At 73.1% G+C, this 26,669-nt stretch carries 23 protein-coding genes and 1 pseudogene; 10 read left to right on the top strand and 14 right to left on the bottom strand.

Going from position 1 to position 26,669, the window contains the following annotated elements:
- Positions 1–14: 14 nt before the first annotated feature.
- Both efeB and efeO read right to left on the bottom strand, forming a co-directional pair.
- The gene (efeB, locus tag BX286_RS11980; RefSeq protein ID WP_187344122.1) at positions 15–1,301 is read right to left on the bottom strand and encodes an iron uptake transporter deferrochelatase/peroxidase subunit; all 1,287 of its coding nucleotides are present in this window, start codon (positions 1,299–1,301) and stop codon (positions 15–17) included.
- A 31-nt stretch (positions 1,302–1,332) separates the two neighbouring features.
- Entirely contained in the window at positions 1,333–2,484 is a 1,152-nt protein-coding gene (gene efeO / locus BX286_RS11975) for an iron uptake system protein EfeO (protein ID WP_100863740.1), read from the bottom strand.
- Positions 2,485–2,892: 408 nt separating this feature from the next.
- Here efeO and BX286_RS11970 point away from each other — a divergent pair, with 408 nt between their 5' ends.
- Positions 2,893–3,543, top strand: coding sequence for a PhzF family phenazine biosynthesis protein (locus tag BX286_RS11970; RefSeq protein WP_079426459.1), 651 nt, complete (start codon positions 2,893–2,895; stop codon positions 3,541–3,543).
- A 44-nt stretch (positions 3,544–3,587) separates the two neighbouring features.
- On the opposite strand, the gene BX286_RS11965 is transcribed toward BX286_RS11970, so the two are convergent.
- Together BX286_RS11965 and map are read right to left on the bottom strand one after the other, a co-directional pair.
- A complete protein-coding gene (locus tag BX286_RS11965; protein WP_079426457.1) occupies positions 3,588–4,235 on the bottom strand; it encodes a heme oxygenase (biliverdin-producing) in 648 nt (215 codons plus the stop codon).
- 147 nt (positions 4,236–4,382) lie between these two features.
- Positions 4,383–5,240: a type I methionyl aminopeptidase gene (gene map, locus BX286_RS11960; protein ID WP_079426454.1), complete on the bottom strand. Its 858-nt coding sequence runs from the start codon at positions 5,238–5,240 to the stop codon at positions 4,383–4,385.
- Between the two features lie 58 nt (positions 5,241–5,298).
- Here map and BX286_RS11955 point away from each other — a divergent pair, with 58 nt between their 5' ends.
- On the top strand, positions 5,299–5,553 hold the full coding sequence (locus BX286_RS11955; RefSeq protein ID WP_079426451.1) for a hypothetical protein: 255 nt from the start codon (positions 5,299–5,301) through the stop codon (positions 5,551–5,553).
- Positions 5,554–5,562: 9 nt separating this feature from the next.
- Here the strand turns inward: BX286_RS11955 and BX286_RS11950 are convergent, their stop codons facing one another.
- Positions 5,563–6,186, bottom strand: coding sequence for a hypothetical protein (locus BX286_RS11950; protein ID WP_100863741.1), 624 nt, complete (start codon positions 6,184–6,186; stop codon positions 5,563–5,565).
- A 94-nt stretch (positions 6,187–6,280) separates the two neighbouring features.
- Between BX286_RS11950 and npdG the strand changes: the two genes are divergently transcribed.
- Both npdG and BX286_RS11940 read left to right on the top strand, forming a co-directional pair.
- The gene (gene npdG / locus BX286_RS11945) at positions 6,281–6,985 is read left to right on the top strand and encodes an NADPH-dependent F420 reductase (RefSeq protein ID WP_121017620.1); all 705 of its coding nucleotides are present in this window, start codon (positions 6,281–6,283) and stop codon (positions 6,983–6,985) included.
- Positions 6,986–7,087: 102 nt separating this feature from the next.
- Positions 7,088–7,270: a hypothetical protein gene (locus BX286_RS11940; protein ID WP_079426446.1), complete on the top strand. Its 183-nt coding sequence runs from the start codon at positions 7,088–7,090 to the stop codon at positions 7,268–7,270.
- Between the two features lie 4 nt (positions 7,271–7,274).
- Here BX286_RS11940 and BX286_RS11935 read toward each other — a convergent pair whose 3' ends face one another.
- Positions 7,275–8,075, bottom strand: a complete 801-nt coding sequence (locus BX286_RS11935; protein ID WP_079426444.1) for a site-2 protease family protein — start codon at positions 8,073–8,075, stop codon at positions 7,275–7,277.
- Between the two features lie 62 nt (positions 8,076–8,137).
- Between BX286_RS11935 and BX286_RS11930 the strand changes: the two genes are divergently transcribed.
- Positions 8,138–11,635, top strand: a complete 3,498-nt coding sequence (locus BX286_RS11930) for a BTAD domain-containing putative transcriptional regulator (protein ID WP_121014953.1) — start codon at positions 8,138–8,140, stop codon at positions 11,633–11,635.
- A gap of 60 nt (positions 11,636–11,695) precedes the next feature.
- Here BX286_RS11930 and BX286_RS11925 read toward each other — a convergent pair whose 3' ends face one another.
- The 3 genes from BX286_RS11925 to panB form a co-directional block, all read right to left on the bottom strand.
- Positions 11,696–12,538, bottom strand: a complete 843-nt coding sequence (locus tag BX286_RS11925) for an ABC transporter permease (protein ID WP_121014952.1) — start codon at positions 12,536–12,538, stop codon at positions 11,696–11,698.
- Complete coding sequence (locus tag BX286_RS11920) at positions 12,535–13,566, bottom strand: ATP-binding cassette domain-containing protein (RefSeq protein WP_185117268.1); 1,032 nt, start codon at positions 13,564–13,566, stop codon at positions 12,535–12,537. Before BX286_RS11920 ends, BX286_RS11925 begins: the two co-directional genes overlap by 4 nt.
- Before the next feature lie 169 nt (positions 13,567–13,735).
- Positions 13,736–14,596, bottom strand: a complete 861-nt coding sequence (gene panB, locus BX286_RS11915) for a 3-methyl-2-oxobutanoate hydroxymethyltransferase (protein WP_100863743.1) — start codon at positions 14,594–14,596, stop codon at positions 13,736–13,738.
- Positions 14,597–14,903: 307 nt separating this feature from the next.
- Between panB and BX286_RS11910 the strand changes: the two genes are divergently transcribed.
- A complete protein-coding gene (locus BX286_RS11910) occupies positions 14,904–15,953 on the top strand; it encodes an endonuclease/exonuclease/phosphatase family protein (RefSeq protein ID WP_079426437.1) in 1,050 nt (349 codons plus the stop codon).
- Positions 15,954–16,036: 83 nt separating this feature from the next.
- Here BX286_RS11910 and BX286_RS11905 read toward each other — a convergent pair whose 3' ends face one another.
- Together BX286_RS11905 and BX286_RS11900 are read right to left on the bottom strand one after the other, a co-directional pair.
- Complete coding sequence (locus tag BX286_RS11905; protein ID WP_121014951.1) at positions 16,037–17,791, bottom strand: NAD+ synthase; 1,755 nt, start codon at positions 17,789–17,791, stop codon at positions 16,037–16,039.
- Between the two features lie 56 nt (positions 17,792–17,847).
- Entirely contained in the window at positions 17,848–19,590 is a 1,743-nt protein-coding gene (locus tag BX286_RS11900; protein WP_121014950.1) for a DUF4352 domain-containing protein, read from the bottom strand.
- A 274-nt stretch (positions 19,591–19,864) separates the two neighbouring features.
- Here BX286_RS11900 and BX286_RS11895 point away from each other — a divergent pair, with 274 nt between their 5' ends.
- Entirely contained in the window at positions 19,865–20,605 is a 741-nt protein-coding gene (locus BX286_RS11895; protein WP_237292799.1) for a DUF998 domain-containing protein, read from the top strand.
- Positions 20,602–21,528 carry an alpha/beta fold hydrolase gene (locus BX286_RS11890; RefSeq protein WP_121014949.1) on the top strand — a complete coding sequence of 309 codons (927 nt, stop codon included), beginning with the start codon at positions 20,602–20,604 and terminating at the stop codon, positions 21,526–21,528. Before BX286_RS11895 ends, BX286_RS11890 begins: the two co-directional genes overlap by 4 nt.
- Here BX286_RS11890 and BX286_RS11885 read toward each other — a convergent pair.
- The 3 genes from BX286_RS11885 to BX286_RS11875 all read right to left on the bottom strand — a co-directional run bounded on the left by BX286_RS11885 (position 21,497) and on the right by BX286_RS11875 (position 23,411).
- Positions 21,497–22,276: a DUF305 domain-containing protein gene (locus BX286_RS11885; RefSeq protein ID WP_100863747.1), complete on the bottom strand. Its 780-nt coding sequence runs from the start codon at positions 22,274–22,276 to the stop codon at positions 21,497–21,499. The genes BX286_RS11890 and BX286_RS11885 overlap by 32 nt on opposite strands.
- A complete protein-coding gene (locus BX286_RS11880) occupies positions 22,273–22,923 on the bottom strand; it encodes a DUF3105 domain-containing protein (protein WP_079426428.1) in 651 nt (216 codons plus the stop codon). The genes BX286_RS11885 and BX286_RS11880 overlap by 4 nt, the downstream gene beginning before the upstream one ends.
- Before the next feature lie 71 nt (positions 22,924–22,994).
- The gene (locus BX286_RS11875; RefSeq protein WP_107438250.1) at positions 22,995–23,411 is read right to left on the bottom strand and encodes a hypothetical protein; all 417 of its coding nucleotides are present in this window, start codon (positions 23,409–23,411) and stop codon (positions 22,995–22,997) included.
- A 175-nt stretch (positions 23,412–23,586) separates the two neighbouring features.
- Between BX286_RS11875 and BX286_RS11870 the strand changes: the two genes are divergently transcribed.
- Complete coding sequence (locus BX286_RS11870; RefSeq protein WP_007263785.1) at positions 23,587–24,948, top strand: glutamine synthetase family protein; 1,362 nt, start codon at positions 23,587–23,589, stop codon at positions 24,946–24,948.
- A 921-nt stretch (positions 24,949–25,869) separates the two neighbouring features.
- Positions 25,870–26,631: pseudogene (locus BX286_RS11865) on the top strand (collagenase); the annotation flags it as partial.
- Between the last annotated feature and the right edge of the window lie 38 nt (positions 26,632–26,669).

Raw genomic sequence — 26,669 nt, 5'->3', positions numbered from 1 at the left:
CTCTCCGGGTGGAACTACGCGAACAGCGTCCGGCCCCACCAGTCGTCCTTGTCGCGGACGCCCGGCGGGACGGCGAAGACGGCCGAGCCCACGTGCTGGATGTACTCGTTCAGCGCGTCGTTCTTCGACAGCCGGCGCTGGATCGCGACGAAGCCCTTGCGGACGTCGCGCTGGTAGGCGAGGAAGAACAGGCCCGCGTCGAGCCGGCCCAGACCGTCCGTGCCGTCGGTGAAGGAGTAGCCGCGGCGCAGGATGGTCGCGCCGTCGTTGCTGTCGGGGTGCGCGAGGCGCACGTGCGAGTCGGGCTTCATCGCCTTGAGGAACGGCTCGTCGCGCTCCTTGGACTTGCCGACCGGCGCGCCCTCGCCCTTGTCGCGGCCGAAGATGTCCTCCTGCTCCCGCAGGGAGGTGCGGTCCCAGGTCTCGATGTGCATCCGGATGCGCCGGGCGACCAGGTACGAGCCGCCGGTCATCCAGTCGCTGCCGTCGCCCGCGCCGACCCACACGTGCTTGTCGAGGGCGGCGGTGTCGGTGCCGGAGATGTTCCGGGTGCCGTCCTTGAAGCCCATCATGTTGCGCGGGGTCTGCTCGTCGGGCGTGGTCGAGGAGGTCTTGCCGAAGCCGAGCTGCGACCAGCGCACCGCCACCTTGCCGAAGCCGATGCGGGCCAGCTGGCGGATGGCGTGCACGGCGACCTGCGGGTCGTCGGCGCAGGCCTGGACGCACAGGTCGCCGCCGGAGCGGGCCTGGTCCAGGTTGTCGCCGGGGAAGGCCTCCAGGTCCACCAGGGCCTCGGGGCGCTTGCCGTCCAGGCCGAAGCGGTCCTTGGCGAACAGGCCCGGGCCGAAGCCGATGGTCAGGGTCAGGCGGGAGGGCTTGAGGCCCAGGGCCTCGCCGGTGTCGGTCGGCGGGGCCTCGGGCACGCCCTCGAACACGTCGCCGACCGGCAGGCCGGCCGTCATCAGCCGGGCGGCGGCCGTCCAGTCCTTGAGGAGCTTGACGAGCTCCTCGCGGTCCTTCGTCTTCACGTCGAAGGCCGCGAAGTGCAGCCGGTCCTGGACGGCGCTGGCGATGCCCGCCTGGTGCTCGCCGTGGAAGGCCACGGCCGCGCCGGCGGAGGCCGCCGGCGTGATGTCCTGGCCGCCGTTGAACGCGGCCACGGCGCCGCCGGCCGCGGCCGCGCCGAGCGCGAGCCCGGCCCCGCCCCAGCCGAGGACGGCGCGGCGCGAGGGCGCTGGGGCGCCTCCGGTGGACTCCTGGGCCTCGTCCTCGGACACCTTCGGCTCCTGGGCGTCGGTCATGGTGGGATCTCCCGCTCTGCCTGGCTGTGGACTACTTGGCGACCGCGGCGGCCAGCTTCGAGAGCGGCTCGGCCAGGGCGCTGACGCCGTCCGAGAGCTCCTTGCGCTGGGCCTCGCCGACCTTGTCGTACGAGGTGAACTCGTAGGTGTTCTTGTCGGCGCGGTACTTGTCCAGGAGGGTGTTCAGCGCGGCGAACTGGGTGTCCAGCTGCTTGGCGAGCTCGGGGTCGTTCTTCGCGGTGACGGCCTTGAGGAGCTCGTAGGACTTCTCGGCGCCCTCGACGTTGGCCTTGAAGTCGACCAGGTCGGTGTGGCTGTAGCGCTCCTCCTCGCCGGTCACCTTGCCGGTGGCGACCTCGTCGAGGAGCTCCTTGGCGCCGTTGGCCATGGAGGTCGGGGTGATCTCGGCCTCGCCGACCTTCTTCTGCCAGGCGGTGAGGTCGGTGATCAGGGTGTCGGCGAGCTTCTTGTCGTTGTCGTCGATCTTGTTTTCCTGGAAGAGGGACTTCTCCAGGCGGTGCCAGCCGGTCCAGTCCTTCGCCGGGTCCTGGCCGGCCTCCAGGCCGTCCTCGCGGACGTCGACCTTCGGGTCGATGTCGCCGAAGGACTCGGCGACCGGCTCGGTGCGCTCCCAGCCCAGGCGGGAGGGGGCGTAGGCCTTCTTCGCGGCCTCCAGGTCGCCGGCCTTGACGGCGTCGGCGAAGGCCTGGGCCTTCGGCAGGGTCGCGTCGGCCTGCTCCTGGACGTACTTGCGGTACGCGGCCACGGCGGCGTCCAGCTCGGGGCTGCGCTTCTCGGCGGACCCCTTGCCGGTGGCCTTGACCTTGGTGCGGATGCCGTCGCCCTTCATGCCGGGCTTGCAGGCGAAGAGGTAGTCGCCCGCCTTGATCTCGGCGGCGATGGTGGCCTTGGTGCCGGGGCCGATGTTCTCGCGCTCGGCGACGATGCGGTCGTCCGGGAAGAGCACGTACAGCTCGGTGACCTTGGAGCCCTTGTTCTCCACCTCGATGGAGACCTTGCCCGCCGGGAAGTCGGTCGTGGAGACCTCACAGGCGCTGTCGGTCGCGGTCACGTGGATCGCGTCCGAGCCGCCCTTGTCGCTCTTCTCCGCGCAGCCGGTGACGGCGGTGAGCGCGGCGACGGCTGCGGCCGCGGCGAGGACGGTGAGGCGGGCGGGGCGCATGGGGGCTCCTGGCGAGGGTGGAGGCGTGGGGCAGCCTGGTGAGGCGGACCTAACTTAACCGAGGCTTACCTCACCGATACCCGCTCGTCCAGTGATTCAGCTCTCACCTTCCGGCCCCGGACACGAGCCCGTCACGGCCCCTCCATGGGCGGCTCAAGCGAGGGTCAAGCGCGGGTCAAGTCCCCGTCCGCATTCCGTGCGGGACCGGGGTCGCCGTCCGGTTTCGCCCGGCCTGCGCCCTGTGGGGGAGCGCCGGGGGGCGCACCGGTGCGCGAGGGGCCGTACGTCCGGCAGTGCGCCCCTCCGCAGGCCGGCCCGGCGCCCCTCCCCGGACCGCGGCGGGTGGGGTCCCGCCGGGGGCGGCCGTACAGGGAGGGGGCCGCGGCCGTCCCGTGCTTGAATGCCGATGTGAACGATCTCGACGTGATCAAGGTGTTCTGCGCGGGTGACGGCCGGCACGGCAACCTGCTCGGAGTCGTCCGTGACGGCCGCACCGTCCCGGACGACGCGGCCCGCCAGGCCCTCGCCGCCGAACTGGGCTACAGCGAGACGGTGTTCGTCGACGACCCGGAGCGCGGGGTGGTCGACATCCGCACCCCCGGCACCCGGATGTCCTTCGCCGGGCACCCCCTGGTCGGACTCGCCTGGCTGCTCGACATCGAGGAGCTCCGGCCGCCCGCCGGGTCCGTGTGGGCCCGCCACGACGGGGAGTTCACCTGGATCACCGCCCGCCCCGAATGGGTCACCGGCAAGCGCACGCAGCAGTACGCCACCGCCGCCGAGGTCGAGGCGCTGCCCACCCCGCCGCCCGGCGAGGGCTGGCTCTACGCCTGGGCCTGGGAGGACGAGCCCGCCGGCCGGATCCGCGCCCGCGGCTTCCCGCGCCGCCCCGACGGGGCCGTCCCCGAGGACGAGGCCACCGGCTCGGCGGCCATCCTCCTCACCGCCGAACTGAACCGCGCCCTGAACATCACCCAGGGCGCCGGCTCCCAGCTCCTCACGGCCCCGGCCCCGGACGGCACGGTGGAACTGGGCGGCCGGGTCCGCTTCGCGTCCTAGCCCTTCCCCGCCCCCGGGCCGGGGAGCGGGGGCGGGAGGCGTGCTCACGCGCTGAGCGGGAACTCCTCGCCCAGCTCCCGGAACACGGCCCCGTTGTGGTCGAAGGCCCGCTTGCACTCGTCGACGATCCGCTGCTTCTCCAGGTCGTCGGCCGCGATCGCGTCCAGCAGGTCCCGGTAGTCCCGCTTGAACGCGGCCGGGTTCGCGATCCCCGCGAACACGTAGAACCGCACCCCGTCGCCCTTGCGCGCGAACCCCCAGGTCCGCTCCGCCTTGTCCCGGATGATCTGCCCGCCGGAGAGGTCGCCCAGGTAGCGGGTGTAGTGGTGGGCGACGTACCCGCCCGGCCACTCCCGCGCGCACTGCGCGACCCGGGCCGCGTACGCCTGCGTCGCCGGCAGCGCCGTCACGGACTCCCGCCAGTCCGGCCCCCTCAGGTGCGCCAGGTCGCGCTCGATCTCCGCGACGCGCATCAGCTCGGGCCGGATGAACGGCCCCGCGACCGGATCCTCGCGGAGCGCGTCGGCCGCGTCCTCCAGCGCCCGGTACACGAACCACAGCTGCTCGGTGTAGCGGGTGTAGGCCTCCACGCCGAGCCGGCCGCCGAGCAGGTCGCTCATGAAGGCGGAGGTCTCGGCTTCGGTGTGCTGCTCGTGCGAGGCGACACGGATGACCGTGGAGAAGGCGTCCAAGGCGGACCTCCCGAAGAGAGGAATCGGGCGCGGCGACACAGCCGCCCCGCCCGATCCTCCTGCTTAGGCATGCCTAAGTCAATGTGTTCCCGACGTGCTGTCGGTAAAAAATGTCCGCGGCGCAAGCCGCCACGGCAGCCGGAGACGCTACGGCAGGGTGAGGATCTCCGCCCCCGTCTCCGTCACCACCAGCGTGTGCTCGAACTGCGCGGTCCGCTTGCGGTCCTTCGTGACGACCGTCCAGCCGTCCTCCCACATGTCGTACTCGTGGGTGCCCAGCGTCAGCATCGGCTCGATCGTGAACGTCATGCCCGGCTCCATGACGGTGGTGGCGTGCGGGCTGTCATAGTGCGGGATGATCAGGCCGGAGTGGAACGACGAGTTGATCCCGTGCCCGGTGAAGTCCCGGACCACCCCGTAGCCGAACCGCTTCGCGTACGACTCGATGACCCGGCCGATGACGTTGATCTGGCGGCCCGGCTTGACCGCCTTGATGGCCCGGTTCAGGGCCTCGCGGGTGCGCTCCACCAGCAGCCGCGACTCCTCGTCCACCTCGCCGCACAGGTAGGTGGCGTTGTTGTCGCCGTGCACCCCGCCGATGTACGCGGTCACGTCGAGGTTCACGATGTCGCCGTCGCGCAGGACGGTCGAGTCGGGGATGCCGTGGCAGATGACCTCGTTGAGCGAGGAGCACAGGGACTTGGGGAATCCCCGGTAGCCCAGCGTCGACGGGTAGGCGCCGTGGTCGCACATGTACTCGTGCGCGACCCGGTCCAGCTCGTCCGTGGTCACCCCCGGTGCGATGTGCTTCGCGGCCTCCTCCATCGCCTGCGCGGCGATGCGGCCTGCGATGCGCATGGCCTCGATGGTCTCGGCGGACTGCACCTCCGGTCCCGTGTACGGCTTGGGGCCGGGCTTGCCCACGTACTCGGGCCGGCGGATGTTTCCGGGAACGGAACGGGCGGGAGAGAGCTCGCCTGGTACGAGCAGCGACTGGCCAGACATGCAAGCGAGTGTATCCAGCGGGTATGGGGCAGCATGGCGACAGAGGAAGGAGCCGACGATGGCCCTGTTCAAGAAACGTCAGGTGGGCAAGCCCGGCGAGTGGTTCTACTGCCTGGTCCACAAGAAGGTCGAGGAGGGCCCCGAGTGCCCCGCCAAGGACCGCTTCGGCCCGTACAGCAGCCGAGAGGAAGCCGCCCACGCCATGGAGACGGCGCAGGAGCGCAACCTCGAATGGCAGAACGACCCCAAGTGGAACGACAAGACCCGCGAAGGGGAGGGGGACGAGGACGCCACGGGCACGGCCACCCCCTGACCGGCCCCGCTACCAGCGGCTGGGCGGCGGCGCGGTCAGCTGGTCCGCCAGCCGCGCCAGCCGGTCCCGCAGCCGCCGCACACCCGTGACCCCGCCCGCGCCCCGCCGCACCGGCAGGCCGTTCTCCCCGGCCGCCGCACCCACCAGGTGCTGCACGGTGTCCAGGTCCAGGGCGCTGTCCGCCGCCGGCACCGACAGCGCGTCGTGCGCCAGGGCGCCCAGGTCCGCGTCCCCGCCGTCCAGCGACAGCACGGTCGCCCCCGCGCGCCGGGCGTCGTGGACCCGCTCCAGCAGCCCCTCGCCCGGCCGCTCCGGAGCCACCACCAGCAGGGTGTGCCCGCGCCGGGCCGCCTCCAGCCGGCCCAGCCCGACCGACAGGTGCGGCGGCTCGCCCGGGAGCACCCGGTGCCGTACCAGCGTCGGCGCCAGCTCCGGCTGCCCCGACCAGGCGGCCTCGTCCACCAGGTGCGCCGCGAGGTGCCAGGGCTCGTACTGCTCCGTCCCCACCAGCAGCAGGCCTCCGCCCGCCGGCACCACGGCCCGCCGCAGCGAACCGGCGAACCTCCGCGCCTCACCCGGCCACGGCGTCCCCGCGAGCACCTCGCGCAACAGAGCCACCCTCACGGCATCCATGGCCGCATCCTGCCGCACGCACCCGGCCCCGGTGAGCGATTCGCCCCTCTCCCACCCCTTCGACCTCCACCTACCCGGCAGTACGCTCGGCCCCATGACTTCCTCAGACAGCACCCAGAAGCCGCCGGCCAAGGACCCCTGGGACCTCCCCGACGTCTCCGGCCTCGTCGTCGGCGTCCTCGGCGGCACCGGCGACCAGGGCCGCGGCCTCGCCTACCGGCTCGCCCGGGCGGGCCAGAAGGTGATCATCGGCTCCCGGGCCGCCGACCGCGCCGAGACCGCCGCGCGGGAACTGGGCCTCGGCGTCGAGGGCGCCGACAACGCCGAATGCGCCCGCCGCAGCGACATCGTCATCATCGCGGTGCCGTGGGAGGGCCACGCCAAGACCCTGGAGGCGCTGCGCGAGGACCTCGCCGGCAAGCTCGTCGTGGACTGCGTCAACCCGCTGGGCTTCGACAAGCAGGGCGCGTACGCCCTCCAGGTCGAGGAGGGCAGCGCCGCCCAGCAGGCCGCCGCCCTGCTCCCCGACTCCCGGGTCACCGCCGCCTTCCACCACCTCTCCGCGGTCCTCCTCCAGGACACCTCGGTCGAGGAGATCGACACCGACGTCATGGTCCTGGGCGACTCCCGCGCCGACACCGACCTGGTCCAGGCCCTCGCGGCCCGCATCCCCGGCATGCGCGGCGTCTTCGCGGGCCGGCTGCGCAACTCCCACCAGGTGGAGGCGATGGTCGCCAACCTCATCTCCACGAACCGCCGCTACAAGGCCCACGCGGGCCTCCGCCTCACGGACGTCTGACCCCACCCGCCCCGGGCCCCGCGCCGGGCCCGGGGCCCGGCGCGGGATGGGGGACACTGGAGGGGCTCGACCCCGTTCCGTGTCGCCGAGGAGCTGTTCCGGATGCCCCGCCTTGCCGTGTTCGCCGTTGTCGTCTGCGTCCTTGCCGTGGCCGCCGCCGTGGTCGCCTTCGTGGAGGGCAGCTTCCTCGGGATCGTGTGGGTGCTGCTGGCCGGCGTGACGTCCAACATGGCCTGGTTCTACGTGCGCAAGGCCAAGGCGGAGAAGCAGCGCACCGCCGCGTAGCAGGTCAGTCCGACGGGGCCGCGCAGAAGCCGTCCTGCCCGGTCCAGAAGCGGTACAGGTCGCGGCCGCAGTACGTCTCCAGGTCCGAGACGCCCAGGGCGCGCAGGATGCCCCGCACCGCGTCGAAGAAGACCGCGTTGACCTCCGGGATCCACAGCAGGGCGAACACCCCGATCAGCGCGAACGGCGCCAGCGGCGCGAGCTCGCGGCGGGCGCGGTGGGACAGCCAGGGCTCGATGACCCCGTAGCCGTCCAGGCCCGGGACCGGCAGGAAGTTCAGGATCGCCGCCGACACCTGGAGCAGCGCCAGGAACGCCAGCGCGAAGCGGAAGGGCTGGGGCACCCCGTCCAGGGCGTCCAGCCAGAACGGCGCGGTGCAGACGACCGCGAAGGCCACGTTCGTCAGCGGCCCCGCCGCCGAGACCAGGCTGTGCCGCCAGCGGCCCCGGATCCGGTCCCGCTCGATGTACACGGCCCCGCCGGGCAGACCCAGCCCGCCCAGGATCACGAAGACCACCGGCAGCACGATGCTGAGCAGGGCGTGCGTGTACTTCAGCGGGTTCAGGGTGAGGTAGCCCTTGGCGCCGACGGTGAAGTCCCCGCCGTGCAGGGCGGTGCGGGCGTGCGCGTACTCGTGCAGGCACAGGGACACCACCCAGGCCGAGGTGACGAAGAGGAACACCGCGAGCCCCGGGCTCGTCGCGTATCCCGTCCACACCGCCCAGCCGGTGACCGCCATGACGGCGACGATGCCGAGGAAAACGGAACTGATACGCCGCTCGCCGCGGCCGCCCTGGTGAACCATGCGGCGAAACCTATCCCGGGCTCGTGGCCCGTGGGGGCCCGGGGGCCGGGGACAATGGGCCGGTGCGTTACGCGATTCTCGGCACCGCCCAGGCCATCCGCGACGACGGGACCCCCGTCGCCGTCGGCGGAGCGCGCCTGCGCGCGCTCCTGACCGCGCTCGCGCTGCGCCCCGGCCGGACCGTGCCCGCCGCGCTGCTGGTCGCCGAGGTGTGGGACGGCGACCCGCCGGCCGACGCCGTCGCCGCGCTCCAGGCGCTGGTGGCCCGGCTGCGGCGGGCCCTGGGGCACGAGGCCGTGCGCTCCGCGGAGGGCGGCTACCGGCTGGACGCCGGACGGGACGACGTCGACCTGTACCGCTTCGAAGGGCTCGTGCGCTCCGCCGCGGCCGTGGGCGACCCCGCCCGGGCGGCGGCCCTGTACGACGAGGCGCTCGCCCTGTGGCGGGGCCCGGCGCTGGCCTCCCTCCCCGATCCGGCGGCCGAGTCCGCCCGCTGGGAGGCCGTACGGATGGACGCGCGCCGGGGCCGGCTGGGCGCGGCGCTGGCCCTGGGCGAAGCGGAACAGGCCCTGCCGGAGCTGACCGAACTGTGCGCCCGCCACCCCCTGGACGAGTCCCTGCAGTCCCTCCGCATCCGGGCCCTCCGCGCAGTGGGCCGCCCCGCGGAGGCCCTGGCCGCCTACGAGACGGTCCGCCGGGACCTGTCCACCCGCCTGGGCACCGACCCGGGCCCGGCCCTGCGCACCCTGCACACGGAACTCCTCTCGGGCACCCCCGCCCCGGAACCGCGCCCGCCCGCCCCCGCCACCCCGGCATGGCCCACCCCACAGCCCCCGGCCCCCGCCCCGGCACCCGGCTCCCACCCGGGCACTCCCGCCGTGTCCCACCCCGGCCCGGCCCCGGCCGGGGCCGGGCCGGCGTCCGCCGGAGCCGCGGCCTGGCCGGCCCCCGCGGAGGCCGCGTCCGCCGGTCCCGGAACCCCGCCCGGCCACCACCCGGGCGGCGCCCCCGCCGTCGGCGGCCCTGGCCCCGCCCCCGCCCCCGGGAACCTGCGGGCCCGGCTGACCACCTTCGTCGGGCGGGAGGAGGACATCCGGGCCATCGGGGGCGACCTCGGCCGGGCCCGGCTCGTCACCCTGCTCGGGCCCGGCGGGGCCGGCAAGACGCGGCTGTCGCAGGAGGCAGCCGAGGCGCACCCCGCCGGCGACTGGCCCGACGGGGTGTGGCTCGTGGAGCTCGCCCCCGTCGACGACCCCGAAGACGTGGCCGAGGCCGCCCTCACCGCCCTCGGCGCCCGCGAGACCAAGCTGCGCGGCGGCGCCGCCGAGGAACTGCGCGCGCTCACCGAACGGACCGGCGACAACCCCCTCGACCGGCTCGCAGAGCACTGCTCCCGCCGCCGGCTCCTGCTGCTCCTGGACAACTGCGAGCACGTGATCGGGGCCGCCGCCGAACTCGCCGAACGCGTCCTCACCCAGTGCCCCGGCGTGCGGATCCTCGCCACCAGCCGGGAACCGCTCGGGGTGCCGGGGGAGTTGCTGCGGCCCGTCGAGCCCCTGCCCGACCCCGTCGCGCTGCGGCTGCTGGACGACCGCGGGGCCGCCGCGAAGCCCGGGTTCCGGGTCGCCGACGACCCGGAGGCCGCCGCCGAGATCTGCCGCCGCCTCGACGGGCTGCCCCTCGCCATCGAACTGGCCGCCGCCCGGCTGCGCCTGCTCACCCCCCGCCAGATCGCCGACCGCCTCGACGACCGCTTCCGGCTGCTCACCGGCGGTGCCCGGACCGTGCTGCCCCGCCAGCAGACCCTCCGTGCCGTCGTCGACTGGTCCTGGGACCTGCTGGACGGGGCCGAACGGGCCGTCCTGCGCCGGCTGTCCGTCTTCGCCGGCGGCTGCGACCTGGAGGCCGCCGAGGCCGTCTGCGCGGACGACAGCGGGCTCGACGTCGCCGACGTCATGGCGGCGCTGGTCGACAAGTCCCTCGTCGTCGCCGCCCCCGGCCCGGCCGGCGACATGCGCTACCGGCTTCTGGAGACCGTCGCCGAATACGCCGCCGAGCGGCTGGAGGAGGCCGACCGCGAGGAGACCGGGCGGCGCCACCTCGTCCACTACCGCGAACTCGCCCGCACCACCGAGCCCCTGCTGCGCGGCCACGGCCAGCGCGCGGCCGCCGACCGCATCGCCACCGAGTACGAGAACCTCCGCACCGCCCTGCGCCGCGCCCTCGCCACCCGCGACGTCGGCGAGGTCCTGTGCCTGGTCCACGCCCTGGGCTGGTACTGGCACATGCAGGACCTGCGTGCCGAGATACGGCACTGGACCGAGGCCGCCGCCGCACTGGGCCCCGACCCCTTCGCGCCGCCCCACGTCCCGGCCGAGCCGGTCCACGAGCGGCTCCTCGACTCGCCCCCGCCCTACTCCGGCGAGGTCCTCGCCGAGGCCTGGCGCGCCGTGCACCTGGTGCGCCTGTCCTCCCGCGACCACACGGCCACCACCTGGGACAGTCCGGAGGTGCGCGCCGAGGTGGAGGGAATCCTCGCCACCTACCGGCCCGGCCTCCCGCAGACCTGCCGGACCCCGGGCTCCCTGTGGATCTACGCCGTCATGATCGCGGGGGAGCCCGGGCTGATGAAGCGGGTCGTCGACGAGACCGTCACCGCCGCCCGCGCCCTCGGCCCCGGCTACGGCTGGGAGCTGGCCTCCGCCCTCCAACTGCGGGCCAACATCCTCGCCAACCGCGCCGACTGGGCCGGCGACGCCTCCCGCGACGCCGACGAGAGCCTCGCCCTCTTCCGTGCGCTCGGGGACGACTGGGGCTGCGCCGAAGCGCTGTCCGCCCGCGCCGAGTCCCGGGAGAAGAGCGGCGCGTACGAACTCGCCTGCCAGGACTACCTCGAAGCCATCGCCTACGCCGAACGGCTCGGCGCCCGGGCCCAGGTGACGGTGCTGCGCGTGCGGATGGCCGGGACCCTCATCGAGAACGGCCGGCTGGAGGAGGCCGAGAAGATCCTCGGCGAGATCACCTCCACCGAGCAGCGGTTCGGCAACGAGGCCATGCCCGCCGCCCGGATGTTCTACGCCGGACTCCTCGGCCGCACCGGCCGGATCCCCGAGGCCCGCGCCCAGATCGACGTCCTGCGCGAGGAGTTCGCCCTCGGCGCGTTCGCCGTCTTCGACGCGTTCCTGCGCGCGACGACGGCCTGGCTGGACAACCGGGACGGCAAGTACGAGGACGCCCTGGACCGGATCCGGGACGCCCAGCGGGCCGTGCGCCACCCGCTCGCGGCGATGGTCGCCCCGGAGCTGCCCGCCGTGTTCCTCGTGACGGCGGCCGTCTCCCTCGCCTCGCTCGGCGGGCGGCGGCGGGCCTACGAGGCGGCGCGGCTGGTCGGCGCCTACCACGCGAACCTGCCGCCCCGGCACGTCCCGGTCACCGCGGAACGCGAGGACGCCGCCCGCGCCCGGGAACTGGCACGGGCGGAGCTCGGCGACGAGGCGTACGAGCGTGCGCACGCCGAAGGCGGCGGCCTCACGGTGGAGGAGGCCGCCGCCCTCTTCTGACCCGCCCCCGTGCGCGCCGGGCCGTCCGGGACGCGATCCGGAACGGACCGGCCCCCCGGATCAGGTCTTCTGGCGGAACTTGCGGACCGCGATCGGCATGGTGACGGCGGTGATGCCCACCGACCACGCCAGCGTGATCCACACGGAGTTGCCCAGCGGGGTGCCGTTGATCAGGCCGCGGGCCGCGTCGGCCAGGTTGGACAGCGGGTTGACGTCGGTGAAGTTCTGCAGCCAGCCGGGCATGGTGGTCGGCGGGGCGAAGATCGAGCTGCCGAACTGCAGCGGCATCAGGACGAGCATCGCCATGCCCTGGACGGCCTGCGCGGTCTTCATGGTCAGACCCAGCAGGATGAAGATCCACATCAGGGAGGCACCGAAGACGGCGGACAGCCCGATGGCGAGGAACAGGTCCAGCACCGAGGACTTGATGGACAGGCCCAGGATGAAGCCCACGGCGAGCAGGATCGCGATGGCGACCATCATCCGGCCGAGCTCGACCACGATCTTCGCGATGAGGACCGAGGACCGGGCGATCGGCATGGACCGGAACCGGTCCATCACGCCCTTCTTGAAGTCGTCGTTGACGCCGGTGCCGACGCCCATGGCGATGTTCATGCCCATCATCGCCATCAGGCCCGGGACCACGTAGTTGACGTACTCGCCCTGGTTGCCCTTGCCGGAGATCGCGCCGCCGAAGACGAACACGAACAGCAGCGTGAAGATGACCGGCATGAACAGGACGTCGAACATCGACTCGGGGTCCTGCTTGATCTGCAGGGCGTTGCGGCGCACCAGGGCGCCGATGTGCCGCAGGTTGCCCCGCAGGCCGATCCGGCCGTCCTCGGACGGAGCCGCCGCGGCCGCCCGGGGGGCCGCGGGCTTGGTGGTGGTGACGGTGCTCATGCCGCGACCTCCTCGGTCTTCTCGGTCTTCTCGGTGGGAACGGACTCCTCGGACGGGGCGGGCCGCTGTCCGGTGATGGACAGGAACACCTCGTCGAGGCTGGGCAGGTAGGTGCCGAGGTCGGCGATCGCGTACCCGCGGCCGGCCAGCAGGCCGACGACGGCGGTCAGCTGCTCGTCGCTCAGGATCGGGACGAGGAGCACGCCCTCGTCCGGGACGGCCTGGGCGCCGGACACCCCGTCCAGACCGGCCTCGGACAGGGCGCGGGCCATGTCCGGCAGGTCGGCGGAGGCCGCCGGGCGGATCCGCAGGGTCCGGCCGCCGACGCGCGCCTTCAGCTCGTCGACCTTGCCGTTGGCGATGACCTTGCCGCGGTCGATGACCGTCAGCTCGCTCGCGAGCTGCTCGGCCTCCTCCATGTACTGGGTGGTGAGCAGGACGGTGGCCCCCTCGGCGACCATCCGCTGCACCTCGTCCCACACCTCGTTGCGCGTGCGGGGGTCCAGACCCGTGGTCGGCTCGTCCAGGTACAGGACGGCCGGGCGGCCGATCATCGACGCGGCCAGGTCGAGCCGGCGGCGCATACCGCCGGAGTAGTGCATCGCGGCCTTCTTGGCGGCCTCGGTGAGCGAGAACCGCTCCAGCAGGTCGTCGGCCCGGGACCGGGCCTCCTTGCGGGACAGGTCCAGCAGCCGGCCGATCATGTAGAGGTTCTCCCAGCCGGAGAGCTTCTCGTCGACCGAGGCGTACTGGCCGGTCAGGCCTATGGTGCGGCGCAGCTGCCGCGGCTGGCGGACCACGTCGTAGCCCGCGACCGTCGCCGTGCCGGAGTCGGGGACGATCAGGGTGGACAGGCAGCGGACCAGGGTGGTCTTGCCCGCGCCGTTGGGACCGAGGACACCGAGCACGGTGCCCTCGCGGACGAAGAGGTCGACCCCGTCCAGGGCCTTCGTGTCGCCGTAGTGCTTCACCAGCCCCCGCACTTCGACGGCGTGGGGATTCTTGTCGTTTCGCGTCATGTCCCCCATGGGACCAGCCGCCACCGACAACGCTCCGACAGACCGCCGACAGACGGCCGACGGCCCGCCGGCATCCCGGAAGAGGGCTGTCGGCGGGCCGTCAGTGGAACCGTTCGTTCCGCGGATCGGTCCGTTCCGCGGATCGCCGCGTCAGCGGACCGTCACCGCGTCAGCGGTCCTAGTGGAAGGCGTGCTCCGGCTGGGGGAACGTGCCGCCGACCACGTCCTCGGCGAAGGCCTTCGCCGCGTCGCCCATGGTCGCCCGCAGGTTCGCGTACTGCTTGACGAACCGCGGCATCTTCCCGCCGGTCAGGCCCATCATGTCGGTCCACACCAGCACCTGCGCGTCGCACTCCGAACCCGCCCCGATGCCGACGGTCGGGATGTGCAGGGACCGGGTGACCTCCGCGGCCAGCTCGGCCGGGACCAGCTCCAGGACCACCGCGAAGGCGCCCGCGTCCTGGGCCGCCTTCGCGTCGCGCAGCAGCTGGTGCGCGGCCTCGTCGCCCCGGCCCTGCACCCGGTAGCCCATCGCGTTCACGGACTGCGGGGTCAGGCCCAGGTGGGACATGACCGGGATGCCGGACTGGACGAGCAGTTCCGTCTGGTGCAGCGAGCGCTCGCCGCCCTCCAGCTTGACCGCCTGGACCCCGGCCTCCTTGACCAGCCGGGTCGCGCTGCGCAGCGCCTGCACGGCGCCTTCCTGGTAGGAACCGAACGGCAGGTCGCCGACGACCAGGGCCCGGCTGGTGCCCCGTACGACGGCCGCCGACAGCATCGTCATCTCGTCCATCGTCACCGGGACGGTGGTGTCGTAGCCGAGGTGACAGTTGCCCATCGAGTCGCCGACGAGGATGACGGGGATGCCCGCCTCGTCGAACACGGACGCCGTCATGGCGTCGTAGGCGGTGAGCATCGGCCACTTCTCGCCGCGCTCCTTGGCGAGGGTGAGGTCGCGGACGGTGATCCGCCGGGTGCCCGTGCCTCCGTACAGGGTGGGGGAGGCGGCTTCGCGGGCAGGCGAAACGGCATGCGTCATTGCAACTGCTCCTTGTGTCATCTCGAGGCGCCCTCACGGCGTCCCCGGACTCACCCACCATGGTGGCACTCCCGCGGGCATGGACGGAAGTGCCGCAGCCGCGGCGCAGTGACCGGTCCGTCACACTCCTGGCCGGGCTCCAGGCGCGCGGGAGCCAATGTGCGCGTTTCGTGACAAGCGGAACCCCGGCCGCACGGCCGTTCGTCCTCCCGGTCGTACGTCCGTGAAGGGCGACACGTAAGGCTCTCGTCATCGCCTAGGGTCAAGGGGCGGGGACGGAGCGCGAGCACGGCAGCGAGGACATGGCATGGCACAGGCGTACATGACGGAGACGGGGAACGGCGGCTCCGAGCCCGGGCCCTCCGGATCCGGTCTGCGACGCCGATGGGCCGCGCTGCGCCGCAAACTGGAAGAGCTGCGCCGCGACCCCGGCATCTGGAAGCGCGGCATCGTCACCGCCGCCTTCTCCCTGCTGATCTCCGGGATCATGGTCTTCCACGCCGAGCTGCCCAACGACGTGGGCAACCTCGGCAGCCTCACCGAGAGCTTCCTGCCCTGGCTGGGCGTGTTCGTGCCGGTCCTGCTGGCCATCGCGGTGGTCCGCAGGTCCGCCACGGCCCTGATCGCGATACTGCTGACGGCCGCGGTCTGGGTGAACCTGTTCGGCGGCCTGATCAGCGACAAGTCCGGCCCGGGCGGCAACCTGACGGTCGCCACCCACAACGTCGACGCCGACAACGCCGACCCGCGCGGCACCGCCCGGTCGGTCGCCAAGTCCGGGGCCGACATCCTGGCCCTCACCGAGCTCAAGGCCGGCGCCGTCCCCGTCTACGAGGAAGTCCTCGCCGGGACGTACAAGTACCACGCGGTCGAGGGCACGGTCGGTGTGTGGAGCAAGTACCCGCTGACCTCCAGCAAGCCCGTGGACATCCGGCTGGGCTGGACCCGGGCCATGCGCACCACCGCCGCCGGCCCCTTCGGCGAGCTCGGCGTCTACGTCGCCCACCTGCCGTCGGTCCGCGTCAAGCTCAATGCCGGGTTCACCGCCAACCAGCGCGACAACAGCGCCGACGCCCTGGGCGCGGCCCTCGCCGCGGAACCGCTGAAGAACGTCGTCCTGCTCGGTGACCTCAACGGCACGATGAACGACCGCTCCCTCTCCGAGGTCACCTCGCAGATGCGCTCCACCCAGGGCGCGGCCGGCAACGGCTTCGGGTTCAGCTGGCCCGCCCAGTTCCCGATGGCCCGCATCGACCAGATCATGGTCCGCGGGGTGAAGCCGGAGGCCTCCTGGACCCTGCCGCGCACGGGCAGCGACCACCTCCCGGTCGCGGCGCGGCTCACCGTCCGCAAGTAGCGCGGAGCGGAGGTCGGGGAAGGGAAGGGGCCCTGGGAACCGCCGCACCGGCGGTTCCCAAGGCCCTTCCCGTTGCCCCCGTCCTACGGGTGCTCGCGCCAGCCGTTCGTGATCGGCAGCCGGCGGTCCTTCCCGAAGCCCTTCGCGGAGATCTTCGTACCCGGCGGGTACTGGCGCCGCTTGTACTCGGCGGCGTCGACCATCCGGATGGTCTTCGCCACCAGCCCCCGGTCGAAGCCGGCCGCCACGATCGCCTCCAGCCCCTGGTCGCGGTCCACGTACAGCTCCAGGATCGCGTCGAGCACCGGGTAGTCCGGCAGCGAGTCCGTGTCCACCTGCCCCGGGCGCAGCTCGGCGCTCGGCGGCTTCACGATCGAGTTCTCCGGGATCGGCGGGGTCTCGCCCCGCTCGGCCGCGGCCCGGTTGCGGTACCGGGCGAGCCGGAAGACGTCCGTCTTGTAGAGGTCCTTGATCGGCCCGTACGCGCCGACGGAGTCCCCGTAGAGGGTGGAGTAGCCCACGGCCAGCTCCGACTTGTTGCCCGGGGCCAGCACGATGTGGCCCTCCTGGTTGGACAGCGCCATCAGCAGCGTGCCGCGCAGCCGGGACTGGAGGTTCTCCTCGGCCAGCCCGGTCAGGCCCAGCGCACCCATGTAGGCGTCGAACATCGGCTCGATCGAGACGGTCCGGAAGTTCAGGCCGGTCCGCTCGGCCAGGGCGGCGGCGTCGCCCCGGGAGTGCTCCGAGGAGTACTTCGAGGGCATCGACACCCCGTACACGTTCTGCGCGCCGATCGCGTCGCAGGCGAGGACGGCGACGAGGGCCGAGTCGATGCCGCCGGACAGACCGATCAGGACGGAGCGGAAGCCGTTCTTCTTCACGTACGCCCGCAGGCCCACGACCAGCGCGTCGTACACCTCCTCGTCGTCGTCCAGGCGTTCGGCGTAGCCGCCGGTCACGACCGGCTCGTACGGCTCCACCGGCTCCTCGGAGAGGACGACGCGGTCGATGCGCAGGCCGTCGTCCACGACGCCCTCGGGGGCGTCGGGCCGCGCGGCCGGGAGGTCCAGGTCGACCAGGACGCAGCCCTCGGAGAACTGCGGGGCCCGCACGACGACCTCGCCCGAGGCGTCCACGACGATCGAGTCCCCGTCGAAGACCAGCTCGTCCTGGCCGCCGATCATCGCCAGGTAGGCCAGGGTGCAGCCGGCCTCCTGGGCCCGCTTGCGGACCAGTTCCAGGCGGACGTCGTCCTTGTTGCGCTCGTAGGGGGAGGCGTTGACCGAGATCAGCAGCCCGGCCCCGGCGGAGCGGGTGGCGGGCACGCGGCCGCCCTCCTGCCAGAGGTCCTCGCAGATCGCCAGCGCCACGTCGACCCCGCGCACCCGGATCACGGGCTGGGTGTCGCCGGGCACGAAGTAGCGGAACTCGTCGAAGACCCCGTAGTTGGGGAGGTGGTGCTTGGCGAAGCGCAGGACGACCTCGCCGCGGTGCAGCACGGCGGCCGCGTTCTCCGGGGAGCCGGCGGGCCGGCCGAGCCGGTCGGTGGCCCGCTCGGAGCGGTCGAGGTAGCCGACGATCACGGGGAGCTCGCCGAAGCCCTCGTCCGCGAGGCGCCGGGCGAGGCCGGCCAGTGCGGTGCGGGAGGCGTCGACGAAGGACCCGCGCAGGGCGAGGTCCTCGACGGGGTACCCGGTCAGCGTCATTTCGGGGAACGCCACGAGGTGGGCGCCCTGCTCGGCGGAGTGCCGGGTCCAGTGCACGACCGAGTCGGCGTTGGCGGCGATGTCGCCGACGTGCGAGTCGATCTGGTTCAGCGCGAGGCGAAGTTGAGGCACGGGCCCAGTGTAATCGTCTTTCTGACGCGATGTCCTGGGCCCGGGCCGTTTCGCCCCTATCCGACGGGGCCGCTGAACTTCGCCGGGGCCATCAGGATGCCGGGGGAGAACTCCGCGCTGATGCTCTTCGTCCCCTCGGGGACCTCGAAGGCGGCGACGCCGGTCGCGGACTGGCCGGGCTGGATCACGCCCTCGATCCGCTTCGGGGTGTCGCCGTCGAAGACGAGCTTGGCGGAGCCGCCCTTGTCGTCCTTCACGGCGGGCATGGCGTAGATGACGTTGTGGGGCTTGTCGGTGTTGTTGGTGATGGTGAAGGACACCTCCACCGCGTTGCCCACCTCCATCCACGTGGCCTTGCTGTCGTACCTGCGCGGGGGCGCCAGGGTCACCTTGAGGCCGTTGGGGTACGCCACGGTCCGGCCGAAGGGGACCGGAGTGGTGAAGCCGGGGCCCGAGGGGGTCTTGGGGGGCGCCGAGAAGCGCGGGACGGAGGGGGTGGGGAAGGGCTCGTCCTCCCAGTCCTCCGGGTCCTCGCCCCATTCGGGGTCGTGCAGCCGTTGGTGGGAGATGCGGTCGTGGGCCTTGTCGAGGATCAGGGTGGTCAGGAACCAGCCGCCGACGGAGGCGCCGAGGCCGACGACGCCGAGGACGGCGCCGACCACGGACATCGTCCTGCGCCCGGCACCCCTGCGGGCGCGGGCCACGCCGCCGCCGGAGAGCCCGATCCCGATGAGGGCGAGCAGGGCGCCGAGCCAGAAGAGGAACGGGATGATCCCGAGGAGGACGGCGAGCAGCCCGAGCACGAGCCCGGCGACGGCCAGCCCGTTGGTCTGCGGCTGCGGGGCCGGGTAGTACCCGGCCGCCCCCGGCTGCCCGGGGTAGCCGGGGTAGCCGGGATTCCCCGGGTATCCCGGGTACCCGCCCTGCGGGGGCGGCCCCCAGGACCCGCCGGGTGCGCCGTACGCGGGGCCGGCCGGCGGGGCGGCGGGCGCGGCGAAGGGCCCCGGGGCGGCACCGGGCGCGGCGAAGGCCCCCGGGGCGGGCGTCGCCCACGGGTCCTGCCCCGCCGGCGCCGCGACGCCGGGGGCCGGCTGCTGCGGGGCGGCGGGGGGCACCGCGGCGTGCTGCTGCGCGGGCGGGGTGGGCGGGATCCCGGCGCCCTCGGGCAGCCGGGCGGTCTCGCCGACATCGACCGGCGAAGCCTGCGCCTCGGTCGGGGTGGTGGGCTTGTCGAGCGACAGGCGGGCGGTTTCGGCGAGGTCCTCGGGCGGGGCGGGCTGGGTCTCGGTCGGGGTGGTGGGCTTGTCGAGCGACAGGGGGGCGGTTTCGGCGACGTCTTCGGGCGGGGCGGGCTGGGTCTCAGTCGGGGTGGCGGGCTTGTCGAGCGACAGGCGGGCGGTTTCGGCGAGGTCTTCGGGCGGGGCGGGCTGGGTCTCAGTCGGGGTGGTGGGCTTGTCGAGCGAGAGCCGGGCGGTTTCTGCGAGGTCTTCCGGCGAGGTGGGCTGGCTTTCCGCCGGGGCGGCTGCGGGCTTGTCCAGCGGCAGGCGGGCGGTCTCCGCGGCATCCGCGGCCGGAGCCGACGGGGCCTGCGGCGCGGGCTCCCCTGCCGCGGCGCTGTCGGTGGTGCTCCCGGGGGCCGTCGGGGCCTCCGCGGCCGGGTCCGCCGCAACGGGCTGCGCGGGGTGCGCCGGCGTCGGGGGCGTCGCACCCGAGGGGGCGGCCCCCTCGGGTATCGGCGTTCCCTCAGGTTCGGTCGGCGGGCCGGACGGGCTGTGGGGCGGGGTCGGCGGCGTGCTCATACCTGGCGGCGTCCTTGCGAAGAGCGGCGTACGGAGATGCGGGCAGCCTGTCATGACGGCCCGTCCCCTCCAACCGCATTGGCCTCCCGGCCTCCCCCGGCGACGGAAATCGGATGGTCTGTCGGATTCTGCGCGGGTCGACGGGGAACGCGGCGGCCCGCGGCCTCGTTCTGCATGGTGAGGGACTGCGCCGGACGGCCCCCGGCGATCCCCGGCAGCGCCGCCGCGCGGGGCGCCGCGCGTCCATGCCCGATCTGCTGAGGATCATTCACCCATGGGTACACCAGCCGCCCCCGCCCCCGACACCGACGTCCACCGCGGCAGCGCCCCCGGTACCGGGTCCGTCGTCGGCCTCATCGGCCTCGGCGCGGCCGCCTACACCGCCTGGGTGCTCGAAGTCGTCCTCTCCACCGGCCTCAACCCCATCGAGACGTACGTCAGCGAGCTCGCCGCCCAGGACCAGCCCCTCGGCGGCCTCTTCCGGGCCACCGACTTCACCGCGGGCCTGCTCGTCCTCCTCGGCGGGCTCCTCGCCCTCGTCCGACTCCTCCGCCCCGCCCAGGACCCCGCGGCCCGCCGCCCCTGGACGGTCGCCGGCTGGGCCGGAGTCACCCTCTTCGGCGCGGCCACCGCCGCCGACGCCTGGCTGCCGCTCAGCTGCCGGCCCACCGCCGACCCCGAGTGCGCCGCCCGCGAGACCGCCGGCCTGGTCCCGGCCACCCACCAGGCCCACGCCATCAGCAGCAGCCTCGCCATGACCGGCGCCCTCGTCGGGACCGTGGCCCTCACCGTCGCCGCCCGCCGCTACGGCCGGCTCGCCCCCCTCGCCCGCTACGGCCCCGCCCTCGTCGTCCTGGAACTGCTCGCCACCGCCTGGACCCTGACCGCCATCTCCCTGTTCACCGCCGGGCACGGCACCTGGGCCCTGGGCGCCGGGCAGCGGCTCCAGGTCCTGCTCGTCGCGCTCTGGCTCGGCCTCCTGGCGTACTCCGTCCACCAGGAGCGCCGCACATGACCCCGCCGCACGTTCCGGGCCGCTTCGTCCGGGTGGACGGAACCGCCCTGCACACCCTCGTCGAGGGGGAGGGCCGTGAGGGCCCGCCCGTCGTGCTCAGCGCCGGGCTCGCCATGGCCTGGTTCGACTGGGACGAGGCCGCCGCGCTGCTCGTGGCCGCCGGACGGACCGTCATCCGCTTCGACCGCCCCGGCCACGGCCTCAGCGCCCCGGCCACCGCCCCGCCGACCGCCGCCGGCGAGGCCCGCCGCATCGCCGGCCTGCTGGACGCACTCGGCGTCACCGAGCCCGTCACCGTCGTCGGACACTCCCTCGCCGGGTTCCACGCCGAAGCCTTCGCCCGCCTCCACCCCGAGCGCACCGCCGCCCTGGTCCTGGTCGACTCCAGCGTCGAGGAGGCCCCCCGTACGCTCCTGCCGACCGCGCTGCGCACCGGCGCCGCCCGCGCCCTGGGCCGTGCCCTCACCGCCGCCGGGCTCCCCGCGGCACTGGGACCGGCCGCCCGGCGGGCCGCCGTACGGGCCTCCCGTGCGGGGAGCCGGGCCGCCGACCCGGCCGCGCGGGACCTCGTACGCCGCTGCTACCGCACCGGCCGGGTCTGGCAGGGCATCCTCCTGGAGAACTCCCGCTACCCGGACACCGCCGCCGAACTCCTCGCCCTGCGGGCCCGCCACCCCCTGCCGGCCCCCGCCACCGTCCTTGTCGCGCACGGCGGCGGCCACGGCCGGGCCGACCGGCGCTGGCTCGCCCGGCAGGCGGCCCTCGCGGACCGGCTCGGCGCCCGCTTCGAGGTGGCCGAGCCGGCCGGCCACCTGGTCATGCTGGACCGCCCGCACCAGCTGGCACGGGCGGTCCGCCACGCGACGGCCCCGCTCCCGCCGAGCCGCCCCCTCACGACCGCGGCGCGGCCCCCCGCTCCTTGAGCATGTCCGCCATCAGCTTCATCTCCGACTGCTGCGCTTCGACCATCCCCTGGGCCAGCGCCCGTTCCGCCGGGGTCCGGCACTGCTTGGCGCAGCCCTGGGCCATGGCGACGCCGCCCTTGTGGTGCTCGGTCATCAGCTGGAGGTAGAGCACCTCGGCGTCCCGGCCGCTGCTGCCGCGCAGCCGGTCGAGCTCCTCCTTGGTGGCCATTCCGGGCATGAGCGCTCCGGGCTTAGTGACCTGCCCGCCGTGCCCCGCATGGCCCCCCGAAGCCCCCGCGGACCCCGTCGAATGCCCCGAATCCATCGGGCCCATCGAATCCATCGGCCCCATGGACCCCATGGATCCCGTCGAGCCCGAGGACCCCATCTCCATCCACGACATCGGCGGCTCGTCAGCCACCACCTTCGGCAGCCCCCACAGGTCCAGCCAGCCCAGCAGCATGCCCCGCTGGTTGGCCTGCGTGTTGGCGATGTCGTACGCCAGCCCGCGGACCGGCTCGTCCTGGGTACGGTCGCGCACGATGAAGGACATCTCCACCGCCTGCTGGTGGTGCACCGCCATGTCCCGCGCGAACCCCGCGTCGGGGGAGTACAGGGCCGGCGTGCCCGGGGCGGCGGAGCCGCCCGCGTCCCCGGAGCCCGAGCCGTCCGCCGTGGCGAAGGTGGCCCCCGCCGCGAACAGCGCGGCCAGCACCACCGCCGCGCCCGCCGCCCAGTACGTACGGTTCGTACGGCTGCGGGTCACTTCTCGCCCAGCCCGTTGGTGCAGGCCGCGCCCGGCTCGGGGGTCTGCGGGCCCTGCACGTACTTGGTGAAGAACTGCGCCACCCGGGGGTCGTCCGCCTTGTCCACGGTCAGCTGCTTGCCCCAGGCGCTGAGCATGATCGTGCCCGCCTGCTCCTTGTCGGGGCTCATCAGGGTGTAGGGGGTCTTGCCGACCTTCCCGGCCAGCGCGTCGACGTCCGCCTTGGCGGCCTTCTCGTTGTACGTGACCCAGACCGCGCCGTGCTCCAGCGAGTGCACGGCGTTCACCTCGGGGATCGGGTTCTTGTAGACGTCGCCGTCGCAGTTCATCCAGCGGGGGTTGTGGTCGCCGCCGACCGGCGGGTTCATCTCGTACTTGACCGGGGTCTCGACGTGGTTGCGGCCGAGCTTCTTCGCGTCCCAGGTCTTCTCGCCGTCGACCGGCGCCTTGCGGGCCGCGACCGCGTCCTTGTCCTTCTGCTTCTGCTCGATGATCACCCACGAGCCGAAGCCGATGAGGCCGGCGACGACCGCCGTGGAGATGCTGATCGCGATGATCTTGTTGCGCCGGTCGCGCGCCTTCTCGGCGCGGCGCATCTCGGCTATGCGGTTCTGGCGGGAGTTATTGTCGGACGTCCTGCTGGCCATGTGCCCTGGTTCCTTCTGCTGAGGGGGGTGTGGGGGTGGTGCCGGTGGTCTCGTGTACGGCGCCGCAACCGTCAGGTCCGCAGCACTTGCAGGGCGTACAGGTCGGGGGCGCGCGCGAGGGTCCCCGGCGGCCGTACCGGGCCCGTGGCCGCCGCGAGGGCGCGGGGCGCCGGGCCGGGCCGCGCCGCGGGGAGGGCGGGCGGCGGGGCCGGCAGCACGGCGGGGGTCACGTGGGAGAGGGGGGAGCAGCCGGGCGGCTCGTAGGGGGACACGCAGGCGGCCCGCTCCCCGGAGGGGCCGTGCGCGCCGTGTGCGACGTACACCCGTACGGGCCCTTCCGGGCCCGCGGCGCCCCGCGCGGCAGCCCCGCCCCGCACGCACAGGAACCCCATCCCGGCCGCCACGCCCAGGGCGAGCAGCAGCAGGAGGGCGCGGCGACGGGCGGGACGCCCGTGACGCCCGCTCCGCGTGTGCTCCCAGCCCCCCATGGCCGCAGATGGTAATGCTCATGACGGGCCCGAGGTCAGAGCGGGGGTGTCATCGGCCTTGGGGGGTGCGTAATGTGGCGGAAACCACCACTAGGGATACTGGACGGGCCCCGGCTGTGCCGCCGGTCCTCCGGGTCGGTGGTGCACAGATCGTCTGAACTGCGAGGATGAAGGCATGGACAAGCAGCAGGAATTCGTCCTCCGGACGCTCGAGGAGCGCGACATCCGCTTCGTGCGCCTGTGGTTCACCGACGTGCTGGGCTTCCTGAAGTCCGTCGCGGTCGCCCCCGCCGAGCTGGAGCAGGCCTTCGACGAGGGCATCGGCTTCGACGGCTCCGCGATCGAGGGCTTCGCCCGCGTCTACGAGTCCGACATGATCGCCAAGCCGGACCCGGGCACGTTCCAGATACTGCCGTGGCGCGCCGAGGCCCCCGGGACCGCCCGGATGTTCTGCGACATCCTGATGCCGGACGGTTCCCCGTCCTTCGCGGACCCGCGCTACGTCCTCAAGCGCATCCTCGCCAAGACCTCCGACCTGGGCTTCACCTTCTACACCCACCCGGAGATCGAGTTCTTCCTGCTGAAGGACAAGCCGCTGGACGGCACCCGCCCGGTCCCGGCGGACAATTCCGGCTATTTCGACCATACCCCGCAGAACGTCGGCATGGACTTCCGCCGCCAGGCGATCACCATGCTCGAATCGATGGGCATCTCGGTCGAGTTCAGCCACCACGAGGGCGCCCCGGGCCAGCAGGAGATCGACCTCCGCTACGCCGACGCCCTCTCCACGGCCGACAACATCATGACGTTCCGCCTGGTCATGAAGCAGGTCGCCCTCGAACAGGGCGTCCAGGCGACGTTCATGCCGAAGCCCTTCTCGGAGTACCCCGGCTCCGGCATGCACACCCACCTCTCCCTCTTCGAGGGCGACCGCAACGCCTTCTACGAGTCGGGCGCCGAGTACCAGCTCTCGAAGGTCGGCCGCTCCTTCATCGCGGGCCTCCTGCGCCACGCCGCGGAGACGGCGGCGGTCACCAACCAGTGGGTCAACTCCTACAAGCGCATCTGGGGCGGCTCCTCCCGCACCGCCGGCTCGGGCGGCGAGGCCCCCTCGTACATCTGCTGGGGCCACAACAACCGCTCGGCCCTGATCCGCGTCCCGATGTACAAGCCGGGCAAGACCGGTTCCTCCCGGGTCGAGGTCCGCTCGATCGACTCGGGCGCCAACCCCTACCTCACGTACGCCGTCCTCCTGGCGGCGGGCCTCAAGGGCATCGAGGAGGGCTACGAACTCCCGGCGGGCGCCGACGACGACGTCTGGGCCCTCTCCGACGCGGAACGCCGCGCGATGGGCATCGAACCCCTCCCGCAGAACCTCGGCGAGGCCATCTCCCTGATGGAACGCAGCGAACTGGTCGCCGAAACCCTCGGCGAACACGTCTTCGACTTCTTCCTCCGCAACAAGAAGCAGGAGTGGGAGGAGTACCGCTCGGAGGTCACGGCCTTCGAACTCCGCAAGAACCTCCCGGTGCTGTAACCGCAGTTCAGCGCCGGTACTCCGGCATCACGGACCCCCGGGCCGACGGCACTCAGCCGCCGGCCCGGAGTCGTGTTGCCCCTCCTGGGCCGTCCGTGGGCCGTCAGCCGCCGGACCGGCGGCCCGGTAGATCTCATCGCCCTCGCCCGCAGCCGCCTGGACCCGAGCGAGCTCCTCGCCTGGCGCACGGCCGCCCCCGCGGAACTCCGCGACCTGGTCAAACCCTCACTCCGCCGCAGCATCAAGGCCGCTCATACCGCCCGCACCATGCACACGGGCCCCTGGAACTCCACGCGGGCCGCCCCGTCGACGGGTGGAGGCCCGCCGTCACGCCGTTCCGCCGGGCGTATCGCGCCGCTGCCCAGCGGTCGAAGGCCGCGCGCGCTTCGCGCAGCATCCCCTCGTCACTGGAGCAGGCGAGCGCGAGCGCGGCTTCGTAGGGCAGCCGCCTCCTCCAGCGCGCGGCCCACTCACCCGGCGTGCCCGCAGGCGGCCGCGGGCCCTGGGCCGACGCTTCCCCCGCTGCGGCACATCTGCCTCGAGTGCCAACGCCGGTGAGGTCCTGGGTCATTCGCCGAGGCTGACGGGGCTTCGACTGCTGGGCGCATGCGTTGCGCCGGGACGGCGAAAGAAATTCGATGTGTCCCTGTCAAAAACATTGAAAAGAGCATGTGACATGTGCCATTTTACAGCGCGGCCCGTCCGAGGGCCCCCACTGCTCCCCGTCCCCAGGAGTGAATCTTGCGCGCCATGGCCGTCGCCACCGCCCTGTTCATAGCCGCCGTCGCAGCCTCTCCCGCCCAGGCCTCCCAGGCCTCAAAGGCCGAACCCAAGCCGGACCACGTCTTCGCGGACCCGGGCCAGCGCCCCGCCCACGGCAATGCCAAAGGCGCTCCCGGCTCGACTGGGACCACCGGCGGCAAGCTGGAATCGCGCATCCTGCCGATCGTCCACAACTGCAGCCCCACGCTGCGGATCCGCGCCCAGGAGATGACCGCCGATCAACTGACGACGACCTGCACGAGCCTGGCCAACCAGGACGCCTATTTCCACGGAGTGGTCAACGACTCGGGGCCGGTCGCGAACGACTACAACACCACCCTGGAGGTCGATGTCTTCAACTCGAGCGCCGACTACAAGGCCTACGCGGGGAGGATCTACGGCATTGACACCAACAACGGCGGGATGTACCTGGAGGGAGACCCCTCCCAGACGGGCAACCAGCCGCGGTTCGTGTGTTACGAGCGCACGGATGTGAGCCCCGGCTGGCAGATCTGGAACCTCAACCACGAGTACACGCACTACCTCGACGGCCGCTTCGACCTGTACGGCGACTTCAGCGCCAGCCAGACCACCCCCACCGTGTGGTGGGGTGAGGGCATCGCGGAGTACATCTCGTATTCCTACCGCGGCACCACCTACGCCAGCGCGGTGGCCGAGGCCGGTAAGCACACGTACTCCCTGCGCACGCTGTTCGACACCACCTACGCCAACAGCGACGTCAACCGCACCTACAACTGGGGCTATCTGGCCGCCCGTTACATGATCGAGAGGCACCCGGCCGATGTCGCCACGGTGCTCGGCCACTACCGCGCCGGAGACTGGACCGCCGCACGTTCCTTCCTCACCTCGCTGGACTACGAGAGCGACTGGAACGTCTGGCTGACGGCCGTGGCGGCGGGCACCTGACCCGAGCGCCCGTCTAGGAGCACCTGACAGGT

It is taken from the genome of Streptomyces sp. 3211.6, from assembly GCF_003634815.1.
Lineage (GTDB): Bacteria > Actinomycetota > Actinomycetes > Streptomycetales > Streptomycetaceae > Streptomyces > Streptomyces katrae_A.
The sequence above is the reverse complement of the archived record's forward strand: the minus strand, read 5'-3'. Positions and strand labels throughout refer to the sequence as shown.

Bases quoted from the DNA above. Each gene is read 5' to 3' on its own strand.
- efeB (WP_187344122.1), bottom strand. From the start codon at position 1,301: ATGACCGACGCCCAGGAGCCGAAGGTGTCCGAGGACGAGGCCCAGGAG.
- BX286_RS11955 (WP_079426451.1), top strand. From the start codon at position 5,299: ATGGCCCTGTTCAAGAAACGTCAGGTGGGCAAGCCCGGCGAGTGGTTC.
- npdG (WP_121017620.1), top strand. From the start codon at position 6,281: ATGACTTCCTCAGACAGCACCCAGAAGCCGCCGGCCAAGGACCCCTGG.
- panB (WP_100863743.1), bottom strand. From the start codon at position 14,596: ATGACGCATGCCGTTTCGCCTGCCCGCGAAGCCGCCTCCCCCACCCTG.
- BX286_RS11890 (WP_121014949.1), top strand. From the start codon at position 20,602: ATGACCCCGCCGCACGTTCCGGGCCGCTTCGTCCGGGTGGACGGAACC.
- BX286_RS11900 (WP_121014950.1), bottom strand. From the start codon at position 19,590: ATGAGCACGCCGCCGACCCCGCCCCACAGCCCGTCCGGCCCGCCGACC.
- BX286_RS11895 (WP_237292799.1), top strand. From the start codon at position 19,865: ATGGGTACACCAGCCGCCCCCGCCCCCGACACCGACGTCCACCGCGGC.
- BX286_RS11935 (WP_079426444.1), bottom strand. From the start codon at position 8,075: ATGGTTCACCAGGGCGGCCGCGGCGAGCGGCGTATCAGTTCCGTTTTC.
- BX286_RS11870 (WP_007263785.1), top strand. From the start codon at position 23,587: ATGGACAAGCAGCAGGAATTCGTCCTCCGGACGCTCGAGGAGCGCGAC.
- BX286_RS11940 (WP_079426446.1), top strand. From the start codon at position 7,088: ATGCCCCGCCTTGCCGTGTTCGCCGTTGTCGTCTGCGTCCTTGCCGTG.
- BX286_RS11910 (WP_079426437.1), top strand. From the start codon at position 14,904: ATGGCACAGGCGTACATGACGGAGACGGGGAACGGCGGCTCCGAGCCC.
- BX286_RS11950 (WP_100863741.1), bottom strand. From the start codon at position 6,186: ATGGATGCCGTGAGGGTGGCTCTGTTGCGCGAGGTGCTCGCGGGGACG.
- BX286_RS11920 (WP_185117268.1), bottom strand. From the start codon at position 13,566: ATGGGGGACATGACGCGAAACGACAAGAATCCCCACGCCGTCGAAGTG.
- BX286_RS11925 (WP_121014952.1), bottom strand. From the start codon at position 12,538: ATGAGCACCGTCACCACCACCAAGCCCGCGGCCCCCCGGGCGGCCGCG.
- BX286_RS11880 (WP_079426428.1), bottom strand. From the start codon at position 22,923: ATGGCCAGCAGGACGTCCGACAATAACTCCCGCCAGAACCGCATAGCC.
- map (WP_079426454.1), bottom strand. From the start codon at position 5,240: ATGTCTGGCCAGTCGCTGCTCGTACCAGGCGAGCTCTCTCCCGCCCGT.
- efeO (WP_100863740.1), bottom strand. From the start codon at position 2,484: ATGCGCCCCGCCCGCCTCACCGTCCTCGCCGCGGCCGCAGCCGTCGCC.
- BX286_RS11875 (WP_107438250.1), bottom strand. From the start codon at position 23,411: ATGGGGGGCTGGGAGCACACGCGGAGCGGGCGTCACGGGCGTCCCGCC.